Genomic DNA, 15,548 nt, shown 5'->3' on the forward strand with positions numbered 1-15,548 from the left:
TTTAGATCTTTTGATTTAGGGTATTTCGATACCATTCATGAAAATGCTGCATGCCGTCCTCCATTGGGCTTTGATAAGGTCCAACCTCATTTTCACCTCTAGCTAATAGTGCTGCACGACCTGCATCCATGCGGTGGGCAATTTCATCATCCTCAATACATGTTTCCATGTAAGCGGCGCGTTCAGCCTCGATAAACTCTCGCTCAAACCAAACGATTTCTTCTGGATAGTAGAATTCAACAACATTTCTTGTTTGGGTTGGACTAATTGGTTGAAGGGTTGAAATACACAAAACGCCAGGGTACCACTCGACCATCACATTCGGATAGTAGGTTAACCAAATCGCCCCAAATTTTGGCAGTTTTCCTTTGTGATGCCTTAAAACCGCTTCGTGCCATTTTGAATAAACGGAGGAACCAGGTTTTTTGAGTTGATTATTAAGACCAACCGTTTGAACACTATGCCAATTACCAAATTCCCACGATAAATCATCACAGGTTACAAATTGACCTAGTCCTGGATGGAATGGACCAACGTGATAATCCTCAAGATAGACTTCAATAAATGTTTTCCAGTTGTAGTTACAGTCATGTATCTCAACATGATCCAATAAGTAACCATCAAAATTTAATTGGTCTTTTACCCCTAAGTTGGCAAGATCTTTATAGACGTCTCGCTTGCCGTTAAATAGAAGTCCTTGCCAATTTTGCAATGGACTCTTATTTAGATTTAGGCAAGGATTATCCCCAAAGTGGGGGGCACCTAATAATTCACCATTTAGGTCGTAGGTCCAGCGATGCAAAGGGCAAGTAATGTTTTGAACGTGACCACGACCATTGAGCATGATGGCTTGACGATGTCGACAAACATTGGACAAGAGTTCGATACCAGTTTCATTACGCACCAAAACGCGACCTTCATTTTCGTTGCGCAAGGTTTGATAGCTCCCGATCTCGGGAACCATGAGTTCATGCCCTACATAGTTAGGGCCCTGCGCAAAAAGCAACCGAAGTTCTTTTTGAAATAATTCAGCGTCAAAGTAGGCGCTTACTGGTAATTGTAAATTGGACGGCGCAAGTTGCTGCGCGGTAGCCAGATTAGTCATTCTCCCCACCCCCGAAAAAAAGTCAGCCGAAGCTAAGCGGAATAACCAATCCAACCATCGACATGTCGATATTGGAAAGGAATCTACTATTATAATTTAACTTGTATTCGAAGTCTAGAATTTGCCTAATTTTCCTGTTAGGATAATTAACTAATATTGAATTGATATAAATATGCCAACTGCTAAAACATCTACTGATAATCCAAAAAATTCGATTGAAACAGTCAATTACGAAAAAGCAGTCAGTGAACTTGAAAAACTGATTGCTGATATGGAGTCTGGTAAATTATCTCTCGAGGAAACGCTGAGCTCTTACAAAAGAGGATCTGAGTTAATTAAACATTGCCAATCTCTCTTAGTACAAGTGGAACAGCAAATTAAAATCTCCGAGGAAAATTAATGTTAGATTGGAAAGATTGGCACTCAAGGCATCTTGAGCGGATTGAGGTTGCGCTAAAGACGGTTACTCCCTCTGGGTTAGTAGGTGTCGAACGTTTGGAAAGTGCGATGTCCTACGCAGTATTAGCCGGTGGCAAAAGAATTCGCCCATTGATTGTTTATGCCACTTACGAATTAGCTAGTCCGCAAGTGAAGTTACTTACTGCCTCAACTGTAGTTGATCAAGTGGCAATGGCACTCGAGTTAATACATACTTACTCTTTGGTGCATGATGACTTACCCGCCATGGATAACGATGATTTTCGACGTGGTAAACCGACTACGCACAAAGTTTATGACGAGGCAACCGCATTATTAGTTGGCGATGCATTACAAACACTCTCTTTCCAAATGCTTAGTGAATTAGACGCTGATCTGCAAGTGAAAATCGACTTGATCAAAGAGTTGAGTTTCAGTGCTGGGGTACACGGCATGTGTGGCGGACAAGCAATTGACTTGGCAAATGTTGGGCTTATTCTGAGTTTAGAACAATTAATTCAAATGCATCAGTTGAAAACGGGTGCCTTACTAAGGACTGCCATTCGGTTGGGTACCATCATGGCATCACTAAGTGAGGCAGATAAAAAATCGTTAGATCAATTTGCGAACGATGTTGGCTTAGGTTTTCAGGTTACCGATGATATCTTAGATGCTACTCAGAATTCTGAGACCCTTGGTAAAACAGCTGGCAAAGATGCTCAAAATAATAAACCGACTTTTGTTAGTTTTATGGGCCTTGCGCAAGCACAATCCTATGCCGAAGATTTGTTGCATTCTGCAATTAGACACATCAGCCATTTTGGTGAGGAAGCTGAGCCACTGCGACGCATCGCCTATTGGGCTTTTCAACGCAGTTCTTGATGTCCTAGGGTCCTTAGATTTTCTCTAGGGACCATCTTGGTAGCACATCAAAGGCGTTTGAGGTATCAAATGCCTGCTTGTTTTCTAAAATTCTTAAGCTCGCAGCAAAGGCAATCATCACACCGTTATCCGTGCATAAATGGGTTGGGGGATAGAGAATTTCACACTGTGGTAATTTACCCGTTAATTCCGATAGTTTTTCTCTCAGTTGAATATTTGCGCCTACTCCACCCGCAACAACTAGACGAAAGCAGTTAGTTTGACGCATGGCGAATTCCACTTTACTTTGTAGCACATCGACGGTCGCTTCTACGAAGGCCCTCGCTAAGTCAGCTTTGAAAGAAGCATCTAATTCAATCTGTTCTTTTTCAGCCTGCTTGATTTGAGTAAGTACCGCAGTTTTCAAACCCGCAAAAGAAAAGTCTAAATTTTTTGAGTGAATCAATGGTCTTGGCAGTTTAAATCGATTGGTGGTGCTGGTTTGAGCCAATTTTGAAACTTCAGGTCCACCAGGGTAAGGTAAGTTCAGTAATTTCGCTGTTTTATCAAATGCTTCTCCTACCGCATCGTCCAAGGTTTCGCCGAGGATGGAGTAATCACCAATCGCTTTTACCATCATAATTTGAGTATGACCACCTGATACAAGTAAAGCCAAGAACGGAAAGAAGTTTTTCGGATCAGTTTCTTGAAAACGCTCGGAAAGAAGCGGTGAAAGTAAATGACCTTCTAAATGATGGATGCCGATACTTTTCTTATTCAGTGCAAAAGCCAAACCTTTAGCCACAGATGAGCCGACTAATAAGGCACCAGCTAGACCTGGACCTTTCGTATAAGCAATATTATCAATTTGGGAAATACTGAGCTTAGATTCTTCTAAGCAAGATTGAATCAAGGGCAAAATCCGTTTAACATGATCCCTAGAAGCTAACTCAGGGACCACACCACCATATTCTTCATGCATTTTGACTTGCGAATAGAGTGATTGCCCCAGTATTCCTAGGTGCGGAGATTGGTTATTTTCCCAAAATTGGGAGTCATAGACCGCAATACCGGTCTCATCACAAGAAGTTTCTATGCCAAGAGTATACATTTTCTAATTTTCTCATGATACAATCATATTCTTGAAATTATTTACAGAGATTTTTAACGCATGACTACTATTCGTCTTCGTGAGAACGAGCCCTTTGAAGTTGCATTACGTCGTTTTAAACGCACTATTGAAAAAAACGGTTTATTAACAGATTTACGCGCTCGTGAGTTTTACGAGAAGCCAACTGCTGAGCGTAAGCGTAAAAAAGCCGCTGCTGCGAAACGCCATTACAAGCGTATCCGTAGCCAAATGCTCCCTAAAAAATTATATTAATTTACTGAGTTCTTACTTATCTCATTGGGGTTAAGTCCCACTGTAGTAATAAGTTCAGTATAAAAACCCGCTGATGATATTCACAGCGGGTTTTCCTATTTTTTCAGACTAACAATAATAACCATAATTTTCATTTAGTAATATAGTTACTAATCAATCGGAATTTTTTAGAGGAATCTATGAGCTTAAAAGAACAAATTAGTGCTGAGATGAAACAAGCAATGAGGGATAAAGACACCCATAAGTTAGGTACTATTCGTCTTTTAATGGCGGCAATGAAGCAAAAAGAAGTCGATGAGCGCATCGAAATTACGGATGCCCACATTATTGCCATTGTAGAAAAAATGATTAAGCAACGAAAAGATTCTATTGCCCAATTTCAATTGGCTGCTAGGGAAGATTTGGTAGCGAATGAAACGCAAGAAATGAAAGTGCTTGAACTTTATTTACCAGCGCAATTATCTGAAGAAGAAGTGATGACGGCGGTACAGAATGCGGTAGCTGAGTCTGGTGCCACCGGCCCTCAAGATATGGGTAAAGTTATTAGTTTGCTCAAACCTTTATTAGCCGGCAAGGCCGACATGGGTAAAGTTTCGGGATTAGTCAAAGCAGCGCTCCAAAAGTAAGAAAATCACAAGGAAATTGGTTCATTGATTCCTAGAGCATTTATTGATGAGTTGCTCAGTCGCGTTGATATTGTTGACGTGGTTGGTAAGTCTGTAACTTTAAAAAAATCGGGGTCAAATTTACAAGGATTATGTCCCTTTCACCAGGAGAAATCTCCATCCTTTTCTGTTTCTGAAACAAAGCAGTTCTATCATTGCTTCGGTTGCGGGGCTCACGGTTCAGCCATTAGTTTTTTGATGGAATACGCTGGCTTAACATTTACGGATGCAATTGAGGAGTTAGCCCAGGGGGTGGGTTTAACTGTGCCGAAAGAGACAGTTGCAATAAATTCGCCACTCAATCAACAATTGAGCTCTAGATTATTTGAGGCAATGGAAAAAGCGGCGAACTTCTTTAAAGAAAATTTAAAGAAAGATCAGCGTTCAAAAAACTATTTAATTAATCGAGGACTGTCTGGAGAGGTAGCTCTAAGATTTGGTATTGGATCTGTTCCAGATGCTTGGCAGAATTTAGAAGCTGTGTTCGGTTCATATACCCAAACTGAAGTAGCTAACACCTTAGCCGAAGTTGGACTCTTGATTCAATCCGAGGGGGATGCGAAGTCAGCAGTCAAGCGCTACGATCGCTTTCGGGATCGAATTATGTTTCCCATCCGAAATTTAAAAGGTCAAGTGATTGGCTTCGGCGGTCGAGTGATTGATAAAGGAGAGCCGAAGTATTTGAACTCTCCAGAAACCCCACTCTTTAAAAAGGGGATGACCCTTTATGGACTGTTTGAAGCTAGAAAATTTATTCGTGAAATGTCCTATACGCTAGTTTGTGAGGGCTATATGGACGTTGTAGCATTAGCTCAACTAGGGTTTCCTAATGCAGTTGCAACTTTAGGTACAGCCTGTACTGAAACCCATGTGCAATTACTTTTGAAGCATACCGATAAGGTAATTTTTTCTTTTGATGGAGATGCAGCTGGCGTTAGAGCTGCTAAAAGGGCTTTTGAAGCCTGCATACCTTTGTTGTCAGACGAAAAAGAGATTCGTTTCTTATTTTTACCTAAAGAACATGATCCAGATAGCTTTGTGCGTGAGAATGGCGCGGAGGCATTTAAAGAAGAAGTTGAAAAATCAATGCCCCTTTCTCTATTTTTTATACAGGTAATTGGTGAGGACATCGATTGGAAAACTGCCGAGGGCAGGGCACAAGCGCAAAGTGAAGCAAAGCAATATTTTAAAAAAATGCCTGCAATTGCCTTGAGAGTCCAAATATTGAGGGAGTTAGCACGCAGGTTGGGAGCAACGCAAATAGAGTTGGAACAATTTTATGGCATACCTTCAACCACTGTTCAAGAAGTTCCCATCAAGCCGTTACAGCCTAAAACGAACCAAAAAAGCAATGATTGGCAAAAAAAGTCAGATCTTCGGGCTTTAGAAAATTTAGCAAAACAAAAACCGATTACTCCTTCAGATTTACCGATTCAAATCATTAAACTACTCATCCAATACCCTCAGTTAGGAAAGAAATTAAGTGCTCAAGAGGCTACTGACTTAATTTATATTGCTTCAAACAGAACGAAGCAAGCGGGTGCAATTATGAAAGATTTAATCGACTTATGCAGACTAGAACCTGAAGATAGTAATTTCTCTTCCTTTCAAAATGTATTGAGTCAATCAGAGTATGCTTCAGCTTACAACACATTGCTTAGAAAACTCCTTGAAACAGAATTTACCTTTGAGGATGCAAACATCCATATACAAGGTGCTCTCAAAAACATCCATAAGGATATGATCAAGTTAGAAATGCAGGAAATTTCGGAGCGCATTAGTAAAGCAATCAATACTCCTGAAGATTTGACTCGATACAGAGAGCTAGGAATGTTACTTAAAAATGCTTAACTTCCACACTAATTTGGGAGACTTAAGGATTTTTTTTGAATTACGTATCAAAAGTGAGCGTTTTTGAGGTACAATAAAAGGCTATCAAAATGTTTTAGAACATCGAAATTACATAAATCGGCTACTGAGGTTCTGTAATACTGACCTCAGACATTATTGCTACTAACGACGCATTAGGTAGTTACAAAATTAAGTAGTTATAAATTAGTTTTTTTCATTTTTTAACATCTAGAGCGAATATGCCAAAGACCATACCCGTTAAAAAAACACCTTCTAAAAATGTGTTGTCAAAAAAAGCAACTCCCGCAAAAGTTGCACCAAAGAAAACAACTCTGAAAGCAGAAACTAAAACCAAAGCTAAGGTTGTAGTTTCTAAAACAGTAGCTAAGACTGCAGGGAAGGTCATGACTAAACCTGTAAGCAAGACTGCCTCAAAACCAGCCCAAAAGACAGTTGTAAAATCAACACCTAAAGCAACAACCAAGGTTGCAATTAAAGTTGCATCCAAAGTTATTAACAAACCGGTTACTAAAGTAGCACCAAAACCAGCACCTAAAGCTTCTACGAAAAGTATTGCTAAACCTGCTGTTAAGTCTATTTTAAAAAGCGCTTCAAATACAAAAACGCCTGTTAAAGAAATTGCTAAAGCAAAGAATTCAGTTAAAACAATTAAAATAGAAAAAAGTGTAAAGTCAGTGAAAGAAACAACTCCAAAAAAAGTTATTCCAACCAAGCAAAATCAAAATAGTCCAAAAAAATCGACTGTATCAACAACCAAAAATTCAACAAATACAAAGCCTTTAGCTAAAGAAGTAGTTAAAAAAGTAGCCACAAAATCTGCTTCTGGAAAAATTGTAGTTTCGAAAAAAGTAATAGCTGTTGAGGATGTTAAAAAGACTCCAGCAAAAAAACAAAATGAAGTTAAGAAGTCAGTCAAAGCCGCTTTACCGAAAGCGGTTCCGGCAACTAATGAAAAGGTCGAAGAGTTTATCGTCGTGCCTGAACTTGTGGTCGACGCAGTGTCTGAAGAATCTGGTGTGGTTGATTTAAGTCTAGAACAGCCTGTCAAAAAGACTAGGGGTAGGAAGCCAAAACCAAAACCTTTGATTGAACCGGGCTCTGAAGTCAGAACCGAACGACAAAAAAATCGCGAACGTAAAGCAAAAGAAAAGCAAATTTTGCAGGACTTTAATAATACGCGTTTAGGTAGTGAAGAGCAGTTAGAGTTGCGTCGATCAAGATTGAAAACACTCATTAAAATGGGTAAATCCAGAGGGTATTTAACCTATGGAGAAATCAATGATTTGATGTCTGATGAATTGTCTGATACCGACTCATTAGAAACTCTCATTGCCTTGCTTAGTGATATTGGCATTATGATTTACGAGCAAGCGCCTGATGCTGAAACATTGATTTTAAATGAAAATGCGATCACTGGATCCTCAGATGAAGAAGCTGAGGAAGAGGCTGAAGCAGCTTTGGGTGCTGTGGATTCTGAGTTTGGAAGAACAACAGATCCTGTGCGTATGTATATGCGTGAAATGGGAACAGTTGATCTTCTTACAAGAGAAAAAGAAATTGTCATTGCCAAAAAAATTGAGGCTGGCCTCAAAGATATGTTGATGGCCCTATCGGCTTGTCCTGTAACGATTTCAGAAATTATTGAATCATCAGAACAAATTATTAACAACATTATTCAAGTGGATGATTTTGTTGACGGTTTAGTCGATCCGAATGCTGAAGATATTCCGATGACGGTTAGTCCAGTAGACGAATTAGAGATTGATGATGAATTAGAGGTAGATGAAGAAGATGAAGAAGAGGGCGGTGGTGGCGGTGCAGCCGCTAATGCAGCTTCTGCCAAACAGTTAGAAGAATTAAAGCGCTTATCTTTAGATAAATTTGCGATCATTCGAACTCAATTTGAGAAAATGCGCCGTGCTGTTGAAAAAGAGGGCTATAACTCTCCGAACTATGAAAAAGCACAAACTATTATCCGTAACGAGTTATTAGGTTTTAGATTTACCGCTAAAAGTGTCGAACGTTTATGTGACACAATCCGCTCCCAATACCATGATGTCATGGCAACTGAGCGCGCTTTGGTAAATATCTTAGTTGATAAGATTGGCGTGAATCGTAGCGATGTCCTTAATGATTTGCCAAATTACAGTATGGACTTAAGCTGGACTGATAAGCTCATCAATGAAGATAAACCTTATCGTGCATTGCTTGAAAGAAATGTTCCTGCGATTCAAGAACTTCAACAAAAGTTATTGAATATTAAAAACTCTGTAGTTATTCCGTTAACTGAACTTAAAAATGTTCATAAACAGATGACTGCTGGTGAAAAGCGTGCGCGTGAAGCGAAGCGTGAAATGACGGTCGCTAACCTTCGACTTGTAATTTCGATTGCTAAAAAATATACCAATCGTGGTTTGCAGTTCTTGGATTTAATCCAAGAGGGCAATATCGGTTTAATGAAGGCGGTTGATAAGTTTGAATACCGCCGTGGCTACAAGTTTTCTACTTATGCAACTTGGTGGATTCGTCAGGCAATCACAAGATCGATTGCTGACCAAGCCAGAACGATTCGTATTCCAGTGCATATGATTGAAACGATTAATAAGATGAATCGTATTAGCCGTCAGATTCTTCAAGAAACTGGTATCGAACCAGATGCAGCAACACTTGCATTGAAGATGGAGATTCCTGAAGACAAGATTCGTAAGATTATGAAGATTGCTAAAGAGCCTATCTCAATGGAAACACCAATTGGTGATGATGATGACTCACATTTGGGTGACTTTATTGAAGACGGCAATACCTTAGCACCAGCTGAAGCTGCTTTGCATGACTCAATGCGTGATGTAGTGAAGGATATCTTGGATTCATTAACACCAAGGGAAGCTAAGGTATTGAGAATGCGTTTTGGTATCGAAATGAGCACTGACCATACTCTCGAAGAGGTTGGTAAACAGTTTGACGTTACACGTGAGCGTATTCGTCAGATTGAAGCGAAGGCACTTCGTAAGATGCGTCATCCAAGTCGAAGCGATAAATTAAAAACCTTCCTCGAAGACGAATAAGCCTAGCAATTCCGGGTAAATAAGCATTGTGGTTAAAACCCATTTTGCTTGCTTGGTTTTAGTTAGGTTTTAAACTATAACGCGGTAAAAAAGTAGTTTGTATTGCCCAAAAGTTTTGGGCCGTTAGCTCAGTTGGTTAGAGCAGAGGACTCATAATGGACTTAACCATGAGTCCTAGCAGTAGAAATCGTAATGATTTCAATAGGTTAGTGGTGGTGGAGGTGCTGAAAAAACACTACACACCAACTACACACCGTAAGGTTTTTCATGGTGTGTAGTAAATAGCGGTTTTGTGTGGTTTTGAAGTAAAAAAGTAGTTGAGAAGTTGCAGTACCCGAAAAGTTTCGGGCCGTTAGCTCAGTTGGTTAGAGCAGAGGACTTAAGTACGGTCGACCTAAAGCACAAGCCATGGTCGACAGTGAATGGGTTGCATGTGAGCAAGTTAGCTCTGCTGGCATGTAGAACTACTCAAATTCGGGGAAGCCTGTGCTGTAAAGCGTGGTAATCCCGAGCCAAGCCCTTTAGCAATAAAGGGAAGGTGTAGAGACTGTACGGGTAGGTCGTAAAGACAAGAGACAGTCCAGACTACAAACTGGAAACAGGCAGTGAAAACTGTAGTAGTAAGCATAATCCTTTGGTCCGGGGTTCAAGTCCCTGACGGCCCACCAATAAAAAACCCTCACTAGAAATGGTGGGGGTTTTTCTTTTATATATTCACACTAAACACGCTTGAATTTCTTGTGGCAAACAAATACTGAATAAGTTCGGCAAAAGAATCTTCATCAATGTTAGATGGTAGAAATGGCCTTGGATCCAATGAGAAAACTGGAGTTACATCAAAATAATTTCCTGCTGAATCTATAACTACGGTATGGGCCGCAAACATAGCCAATGGTGAGCCTTCACCAATTATGCAAAGCCACCCATCTTGATACTTATGGCCAGGATTTTCTTCTACAAAAAATCTAGCATTGTCGTGACAGTTGTTTGGGGCAGCTTCTTGCCCTCTAATTAATACCTTTTTATAAAGTAGATGACTTGCATTTTTAATGTTGGCATATAAAAAGTTCCCGTACTTCAGGAGCTGATCTTCGGTAATTGGAAAATAAAAAGCAGTCATTGTTTAATAATTCTTCCTTTGACCATATGTGCTGTAGCTTCAGCAAGCCAACCTTTTCTGTGTGCGATGGCATAGGCGCTTGATTCATTAGCACGCCATTCAGCTTGCTTTGTATATTTTTTAGCACTTTGAATAATGTTCTCTTTGGTCCACTTGCCATGTTCGGTAACAAAGGTCATATGCTTAGTAGCTAAGTCAGCTAAGCCGTGAGCCAGAGCAAATCTATACGTTTTAGATGACCCTTTCATCCATTCAGAGCGGGTTTTGTATTTCTTAGCTTCTTCTAAAACTGTTTCTTCGTCGAAGGCGAGTCCACTCTGAACTTTCTTTAATTCGGTCTTTGTAAGCTCTCTATGCTTTAATTCAAAAGTTTGTTTTGACCTTTTTGTAATGCTCAATAAAGTTTGCAAAATAAGGTCACCTATTTCATCTGATTTTTTAACTTCCCAAACGCAAATTTCTAAAAAGTTTATCTTTTGGCGCTTAGCCCAATCCTTTTTAATCTTGTCATTAGCTTGAATTTCGGCTTTACTCTTTGGATCATCTCTCCAGCCATTATTATGCTGCTTACCGTGATATTCAATAATTAGATTAAACATTGGTAGATAAAAGTCAAATGGTTTACTAGCCACTTCTGGATGGTTCTTAAATCTTTTCTCGGCCTCATATTCAATATCGTGGCTCATTAGAAACTGGTGAATAATTGAAGGCCCAATAGGCATTGCTAGCGCATTCATATGTGCCGTTGCTTCTATTATCCAGCCGTTCTTTTTTGCTATATTGTAAGCAGTCACTTCCTCAGCGTTCCAAGCAGCAATTGAAGGAAATTTTCTAGCACTTTCAAGAACCTTTTCCTTTGTCCAGTATCCGTTTGGCTTTTTTCCTTGGGTCATATGCGAACATACTTCATCAAGTAAATTTCTAGTCATTGCTGCTTTGTATGCTCCTGGATAATCCTCTTTCCATTCCGATCTGCTTGAATATTGTGCAGCATTAGCTTTGAGTGAGCTTAAAGTCCAATTTATTTTGACCACTTTCATATGACTTGCAGCCTCTTCAAGCCATTTTTCTCGTATAGCCGCTTTATAGGAGCCTAAAGCATTTGCTTTCCATTGACTACGAGTTTGATATTTGCGAGCCTCAGCCAGGACTAGTTCTTTTGTCCAATATTTGTTATGAGCTGATTTAGTAGTCATATTCATATTCTAAGACCTAAGCGTTACTTTAAGTAACGCTTACCCTCGTAAACTCTCCATTCTCCCCTATAACTAGCCACAAATATTTTGGCTAAATTGACCCCACAAATTCCTCCAATCAGGTTGTCCAAACTGGTGGTCAGAAGCTAAAGTAGTAGTATGACAACCAAGAAAGAAACCACACATCAACTGATCCACCGTAACCTAACTCTATATCAACGCGAGCACAGTCAAGTATGGCAATGTCGCTATAAGGTAGCTAACAAATGGTTACGAGCCACTACCAAAGAGATCAAATTTGATCTAGCGGTAACTAGAGCCAAAGAACTATTAATCGAAGCTGAGATCCGCCATCGATCAGGTATTCCAGTAGTGACTAAAAGATTCAAAGACATCGCAGAACTAGCAATTGACCGTATGGAACGCGACCTAAATGGTGGCTTGGGTAAAGTTATCTTCAAAGACTACATACGTATCATTCGGGAACATTTCATCCCCAGTCTTGGTCAGAGGCTTATTACCAATATTGACTATGACGCACTAGAGCAATACTACCGAGATCGCGAAGAACGCTATGGTGTAGCTATATCCAATACTCATCGTAAGACTCAGAATGCTGCTTTCAACCGAGTGTTTGATGAAGCCATCGTGAGAGGTTATTTGACTGAAAGCAACCGACCCAAACTGGATGGCAAGACCAAAGTAGGAGAACGCAGACCAGCATTTGAACTGCATGAGCTTAAAGCACTATTGAAGAATCTAGGCCCATATATAGAATCTAGCAGAACCCGTGATGTCAGAGAACGCAGAGAAATACTTAGGGACTATGTAGAGATGTTAGTGGATACTGGGACAAGACCGGGCATTGAGCTGCTCAACATGAAATGGCGACAGATCCGTTTCATGATGAACCCTATAAGTACAGTAACAGGACAACTGGATAAAGAGGGTGAGGCAATTGAAGTACATAGCCTAAACCGCAGTTATGAGATGACTGTGAAAGGTAAAACAGGACAACGGCAGATCATTCGGCGCTTACCCAGTATCAGAGTACTTGAGCGAATAGCTATGAGGAACTACGGACTGGCTAGCTCAATTAAAGATCCTCTAGCCGAATTCATCAAGCCCACTAATGATGACTATATCTTTAGAACCCGAGAGGGTCGAGATATGAGTGATGTACTCAATCACATGTTTGATAGTTTCTTAGCAGACCATAACTTGTTGATAGATCCCAAGACCAATCAGAAGCATGTATTTTATAGCCTCAGACACACCTACGCAACCTTGAGCTTGACCCATGACCGTGTACCAAATTCACACACTGGCCAAGCAGATGGGTACAAGCGTCTTAATGATTGAGCGTCACTACAGCCATTTACAAGTAATACAGGCCATAAAGCAGCTACGTGGAGCTAATACTAGAAAGCTGATCGAGGCTGAAGGTCATCATCTTCTTTCATACTTCTGAGTTGATGGTTTTCAGTAAAGCCTAATTTGCAAATATTACTGGTATTTTCTTGAGATCCACCTGAATGGTAGCACCGTAACGCTCTCCCAAACCAACAACCATTCTCAATGGAATATTTTCTTTTTCTGTCAACCAAATTTCAAGTGTCGTATGATCATCATTGGTCGTTGATTTGAAATAACGAAATGCTTTTACCTTCTCTCCATTAAATGGAAAGTCCCATAATTCTGCCTTATTAAGGGTGTAGCGCTTCAATGATTTAGAGTCTGTCACGTAATAAGTGGATTGTTTACTGGATATATTGTGTCCAATGAGGTTATACATGACGCTCAATAAATCTAACAAATTACCATTCAGTGATTCTGCGCCAACTTGTGTACTATCGCTTTCAAAAACCACTTGTCTAGTTTTCGTATTTACTTTTGCCTGCAACAGCCCGGTGTTGCCTCTTTTTTCGTTGTAATTGAGGGTTGCAAGTCCATTTTTCGTCACAATCCCAGAGGACTGTCTGATCAGCTTTTGCCCTTGTAATGCAAAGTTCAAGGTAGAGTTCAGTGTTCCTGTTGAATTAATTTGGTACTTTGTGGTACCGATCTCCACAATGTCAGTAATATCTGCGGCATGAACTGATCCCGATATGAAACTTAATGCTTTCTCGTATACATCCGGTTCTTCACCATTCTTTTTAAGAATTGCCTCCCGTTGCTTAAAATCGACTTTTAAGTTCAATGCATAATCGAACTGAATTTTAGGTGATAGGTTTTTTTTCTGAGCGATTGCTGTTGGTAAATAAATTAAAAATACCAACATAAGCATTACTTTTTTGATCCCTCGATCAGCTCATCCCAGAAGCTGGGGCTTTTTATGTGATGGATCGTGGCTATCTCGACTTTACTCGGCTGCACCAGTTTCACCAAAGCGGTGCCTTCTTCGTCATTCGAGGCAAAAGCAATCTCAAGATACAACGGCGATACTCGCGGCCAGTCGATCGCACGACGGGACTCGTCTGCGATCAGACCGTTATTCTCACCGGGTTTTACTCACAGCAAGATTACGAACTCCCGCTTCGCAGAATTCGTTACAAAGACCCACAAACCAACAAGACACTGATCTTCTTAACCAACAACTTCGGATTACCAGCTTTGACGATTGCCCAACTTTACAAGTGCCGTTGGCAAGTCGAGCTATTCTTCAAATGGATCAAACAACATCTGCGTATCAAGAACTTTTATGGTACCTCCGAGAACGCCGTCAAGTCGCAAATCTGGATTTCGATCAGCGTTTATGTTCTAGTAGCGATCGTCAAAAAACGACTCAACTTAAAGGCCAGTCTCTATCAACTATTACAGATCTTGAGCTTAACCATGTTTGAAAGAATCCCATTAGATCAACTGCTTAACAGTATCGTCACTGATCAATTTCAGTTCGACTCCGCTAACCAATTGAATTTGTTCGATTAACGTTGGGACAGTAATGTGCTTTTATATATTCTTCAGCTTCTAATATGCCCTGTTGAGAACCTATCTCATAAAATCTATGAAAAACCTCGTAACCATATAATTGCCTCTCAAGAGATAGGTGATTATAAACTTTAGATAGATCGAAGGGCTGGTTTAGAGGGTAGTCTTTGAATACGTCAGCGCTTAAAATCCCCAGGCCGTAGTCGATATAATGCATTTCAGGCCGTGGAGATTGCTTGCTGTATTCAATCAAAACCCCTGCTGAGAATTCAACATTACTCTTATCCCAACGATTGTGATTTTTTAAGATTGTCATAAGCCCTTTTTTTTGACTCTCGAGATAGGATTTTTTGACACTTAAAAAATTAATTGGCAGATAAGAATCGCCGTACAAAATAAAAAAGCAATCACCCAAAAGAGAGAGGGCTTGCTTGAGCGACCCTCCAGTACCTAGCAAAACGGGTCCGTCATATGAATAAGTCACCTTGAGCCCCCAACGAGAGCCATCCCCAACAATATCTTCAATCATTTCACCCAGATAACCAACGCACAATACGACTGAAGTAATGCCCTGTTGACTCAAGTATTCAAGCTGATGATAAATAAAAGGCTTGTTTGCAATTTGAATTAACGCTTTGGGAATAGTAGTGGTGATGGGCCGAAGTCTGGTGGCCAATCCCCCGGCTAAAATTGCTACGGGGAACATTACGAGGCAAGTACCACTTTTGTGCCTTCAAAATCAAATTTAAAGCGCACCTCCTCAAGCCCAGCATTAGCCATGGCATTTCTTAATTTTGCTCTATCACTAGCCATGAACATAAGAAAACCGCCGCCTCCAGCACCCACCAACTTGCCACCAACCGCGCCATTTTTCATTCCAATTTCATACCACTCATCAATTTTTTGATTGCTCATACCCCCAGTAGAGTGGA

14 protein-coding genes and 2 pseudogenes are annotated in these 15,548 nt (G+C 40.3%); 8 read left to right on the forward strand and 8 right to left on the reverse strand.

The genetic code is table 11. The annotated features are described in order from the left end of the window. Nucleotide 1: 1 nt before the first annotated feature. Nucleotides 2–1,105, reverse strand: coding sequence for an aromatic ring-hydroxylating oxygenase subunit alpha (locus AOC35_RS15315; protein ID WP_108648628.1), 1,104 nt, complete (start codon nt 1,103–1,105; stop codon nt 2–4). 172 nt (nt 1,106–1,277) lie between these two features. On the opposite strand from AOC35_RS15315, the gene xseB reads away from it, so the two are divergent. Together xseB and AOC35_RS15325 are read left to right on the forward strand one after the other, a co-directional pair. Beyond that, nucleotides 1,278–1,505 carry an exodeoxyribonuclease VII small subunit gene (xseB, locus tag AOC35_RS15320; protein ID WP_108648629.1) on the forward strand — a complete coding sequence of 76 codons (228 nt, stop codon included), beginning with the start codon at nt 1,278–1,280 and terminating at the stop codon, nt 1,503–1,505. Then, the gene (locus AOC35_RS15325; RefSeq protein ID WP_108648630.1) at nt 1,505–2,404 is read left to right on the forward strand and encodes a polyprenyl synthetase family protein; all 900 of its coding nucleotides are present in this window, start codon (nt 1,505–1,507) and stop codon (nt 2,402–2,404) included. Before xseB ends, AOC35_RS15325 begins: the two co-directional genes overlap by 1 nt. A 13-nt stretch (nt 2,405–2,417) precedes the next feature. Here AOC35_RS15325 and tsaD read toward each other — a convergent pair whose 3' ends face one another. After that, nucleotides 2,418–3,494, reverse strand: a complete 1,077-nt coding sequence (gene tsaD / locus AOC35_RS15330; protein WP_108648631.1) for a tRNA (adenosine(37)-N6)-threonylcarbamoyltransferase complex transferase subunit TsaD — start codon at nt 3,492–3,494, stop codon at nt 2,418–2,420. A gap of 60 nt (nt 3,495–3,554) precedes the next feature. Between tsaD and rpsU the strand changes: the two genes are divergently transcribed. The 3 genes from rpsU (at nt 3,555) to dnaG (ending at nt 6,283) form a co-directional block, all read left to right on the forward strand. Then, complete coding sequence (rpsU, locus tag AOC35_RS15335) at nt 3,555–3,767, forward strand: 30S ribosomal protein S21 (RefSeq protein WP_084282717.1); 213 nt, start codon at nt 3,555–3,557, stop codon at nt 3,765–3,767. Nucleotides 3,768–3,946: 179 nt separating this feature from the next. Then, nucleotides 3,947–4,393 carry a GatB/YqeY domain-containing protein gene (locus AOC35_RS15340; protein WP_108648632.1) on the forward strand — a complete coding sequence of 149 codons (447 nt, stop codon included), beginning with the start codon at nt 3,947–3,949 and terminating at the stop codon, nt 4,391–4,393. Between the two features lie 24 nt (nt 4,394–4,417). Beyond that, nucleotides 4,418–6,283 (forward strand): DNA primase, encoded by a 1,866-nt coding sequence (dnaG, locus tag AOC35_RS15345; protein WP_245898535.1) that lies wholly within the window; start codon nt 4,418–4,420, stop codon nt 6,281–6,283. A gap of 214 nt (nt 6,284–6,497) precedes the next feature. On the opposite strand, the gene AOC35_RS15805 is transcribed toward dnaG, so the two are convergent. Continuing rightward, nucleotides 6,498–7,016, reverse strand: a complete 519-nt coding sequence (locus AOC35_RS15805; RefSeq protein ID WP_245898536.1) for a hypothetical protein — start codon at nt 7,014–7,016, stop codon at nt 6,498–6,500. Between AOC35_RS15805 and rpoD the strand changes: the two genes are divergently transcribed. Beyond that, nucleotides 6,922–9,369, forward strand: a complete 2,448-nt coding sequence (rpoD, locus tag AOC35_RS15355) for an RNA polymerase sigma factor RpoD (protein ID WP_425440649.1) — start codon at nt 6,922–6,924, stop codon at nt 9,367–9,369. The genes AOC35_RS15805 and rpoD overlap by 95 nt on opposite strands. Nucleotides 9,370–10,075: 706 nt before the next feature. On the opposite strand, the gene AOC35_RS15360 is transcribed toward rpoD, so the two are convergent. Then, the gene (locus AOC35_RS15360; RefSeq protein WP_108648635.1) at nt 10,076–10,489 is read right to left on the reverse strand and encodes a hypothetical protein; all 414 of its coding nucleotides are present in this window, start codon (nt 10,487–10,489) and stop codon (nt 10,076–10,078) included. Continuing rightward, nucleotides 10,486–11,691 carry a PDDEXK family nuclease gene (locus tag AOC35_RS15365; RefSeq protein WP_211307535.1) on the reverse strand — a complete coding sequence of 402 codons (1,206 nt, stop codon included), beginning with the start codon at nt 11,689–11,691 and terminating at the stop codon, nt 10,486–10,488. Before AOC35_RS15365 ends, AOC35_RS15360 begins: the two co-directional genes overlap by 4 nt. A gap of 153 nt (nt 11,692–11,844) precedes the next feature. Between AOC35_RS15365 and AOC35_RS15590 the strand changes: the two genes are divergently transcribed. Next, the gene (locus tag AOC35_RS15590; protein WP_159077626.1) at nt 11,845–13,047 is read left to right on the forward strand and encodes a hypothetical protein; all 1,203 of its coding nucleotides are present in this window, start codon (nt 11,845–11,847) and stop codon (nt 13,045–13,047) included. A gap of 130 nt (nt 13,048–13,177) precedes the next feature. On the opposite strand, the gene AOC35_RS15375 is transcribed toward AOC35_RS15590, so the two are convergent. After that, a complete protein-coding gene (locus AOC35_RS15375; RefSeq protein ID WP_108648637.1) occupies nt 13,178–13,966 on the reverse strand; it encodes a hypothetical protein in 789 nt (262 codons plus the stop codon). A 20-nt stretch (nt 13,967–13,986) separates the two neighbouring features. Between AOC35_RS15375 and AOC35_RS15380 the strand changes: the two are divergent. Further along, a pseudogene (locus AOC35_RS15380) lies at nt 13,987–14,616 on the forward strand (IS4 family transposase); the annotation flags it as partial. On the opposite strand, the gene AOC35_RS15385 reads toward AOC35_RS15380, so the two are convergent. Continuing rightward, nucleotides 14,591–15,322 carry a nucleotidyltransferase family protein gene (locus AOC35_RS15385; RefSeq protein ID WP_108648638.1) on the reverse strand — a complete coding sequence of 244 codons (732 nt, stop codon included), beginning with the start codon at nt 15,320–15,322 and terminating at the stop codon, nt 14,591–14,593. The pseudogene AOC35_RS15380 and the gene AOC35_RS15385 sit on opposite strands and share 26 nt — an antisense overlap. Further along, nucleotides 15,322–15,548: pseudogene (locus AOC35_RS15390) on the reverse strand (GHMP family kinase ATP-binding protein); the annotation flags it as partial. The pseudogene AOC35_RS15390 and the gene AOC35_RS15385, both read right to left, overlap by 1 nt.

The sequence above is a fragment of the Polynucleobacter rarus genome (assembly GCF_003072505.1).
GTDB classification, from domain to species: domain Bacteria; phylum Pseudomonadota; class Gammaproteobacteria; order Burkholderiales; family Burkholderiaceae; genus Polynucleobacter; species Polynucleobacter rarus.

Coding starts and splice junctions, on each gene's coding strand:
- AOC35_RS15385 (WP_108648638.1), bottom strand. CDS start 15,322: ATGTTCCCCGTAGCAATTTTAGCCGGGGGATTGGCCACCAGACTTCGG.
- AOC35_RS15590 (WP_159077626.1), top strand. CDS start 11,845: ATGACAACCAAGAAAGAAACCACACATCAACTGATCCACCGTAACCTA.
- AOC35_RS15340 (WP_108648632.1), top strand. CDS start 3,947: ATGAGCTTAAAAGAACAAATTAGTGCTGAGATGAAACAAGCAATGAGG.
- xseB (WP_108648629.1), top strand. CDS start 1,278: ATGCCAACTGCTAAAACATCTACTGATAATCCAAAAAATTCGATTGAA.
- rpsU (WP_084282717.1), top strand. CDS start 3,555: ATGACTACTATTCGTCTTCGTGAGAACGAGCCCTTTGAAGTTGCATTA.
- AOC35_RS15315 (WP_108648628.1), bottom strand. CDS start 1,105: ATGACTAATCTGGCTACCGCGCAGCAACTTGCGCCGTCCAATTTACAA.
- AOC35_RS15360 (WP_108648635.1), bottom strand. CDS start 10,489: ATGACTGCTTTTTATTTTCCAATTACCGAAGATCAGCTCCTGAAGTAC.
- AOC35_RS15365 (WP_211307535.1), bottom strand. CDS start 11,691: ATGAATATGACTACTAAATCAGCTCATAACAAATATTGGACAAAAGAA.
- AOC35_RS15375 (WP_108648637.1), bottom strand. CDS start 13,966: ATGTTGGTATTTTTAATTTATTTACCAACAGCAATCGCTCAGAAAAAA.
- tsaD (WP_108648631.1), bottom strand. CDS start 3,494: ATGTATACTCTTGGCATAGAAACTTCTTGTGATGAGACCGGTATTGCG.
- AOC35_RS15325 (WP_108648630.1), top strand. CDS start 1,505: ATGTTAGATTGGAAAGATTGGCACTCAAGGCATCTTGAGCGGATTGAG.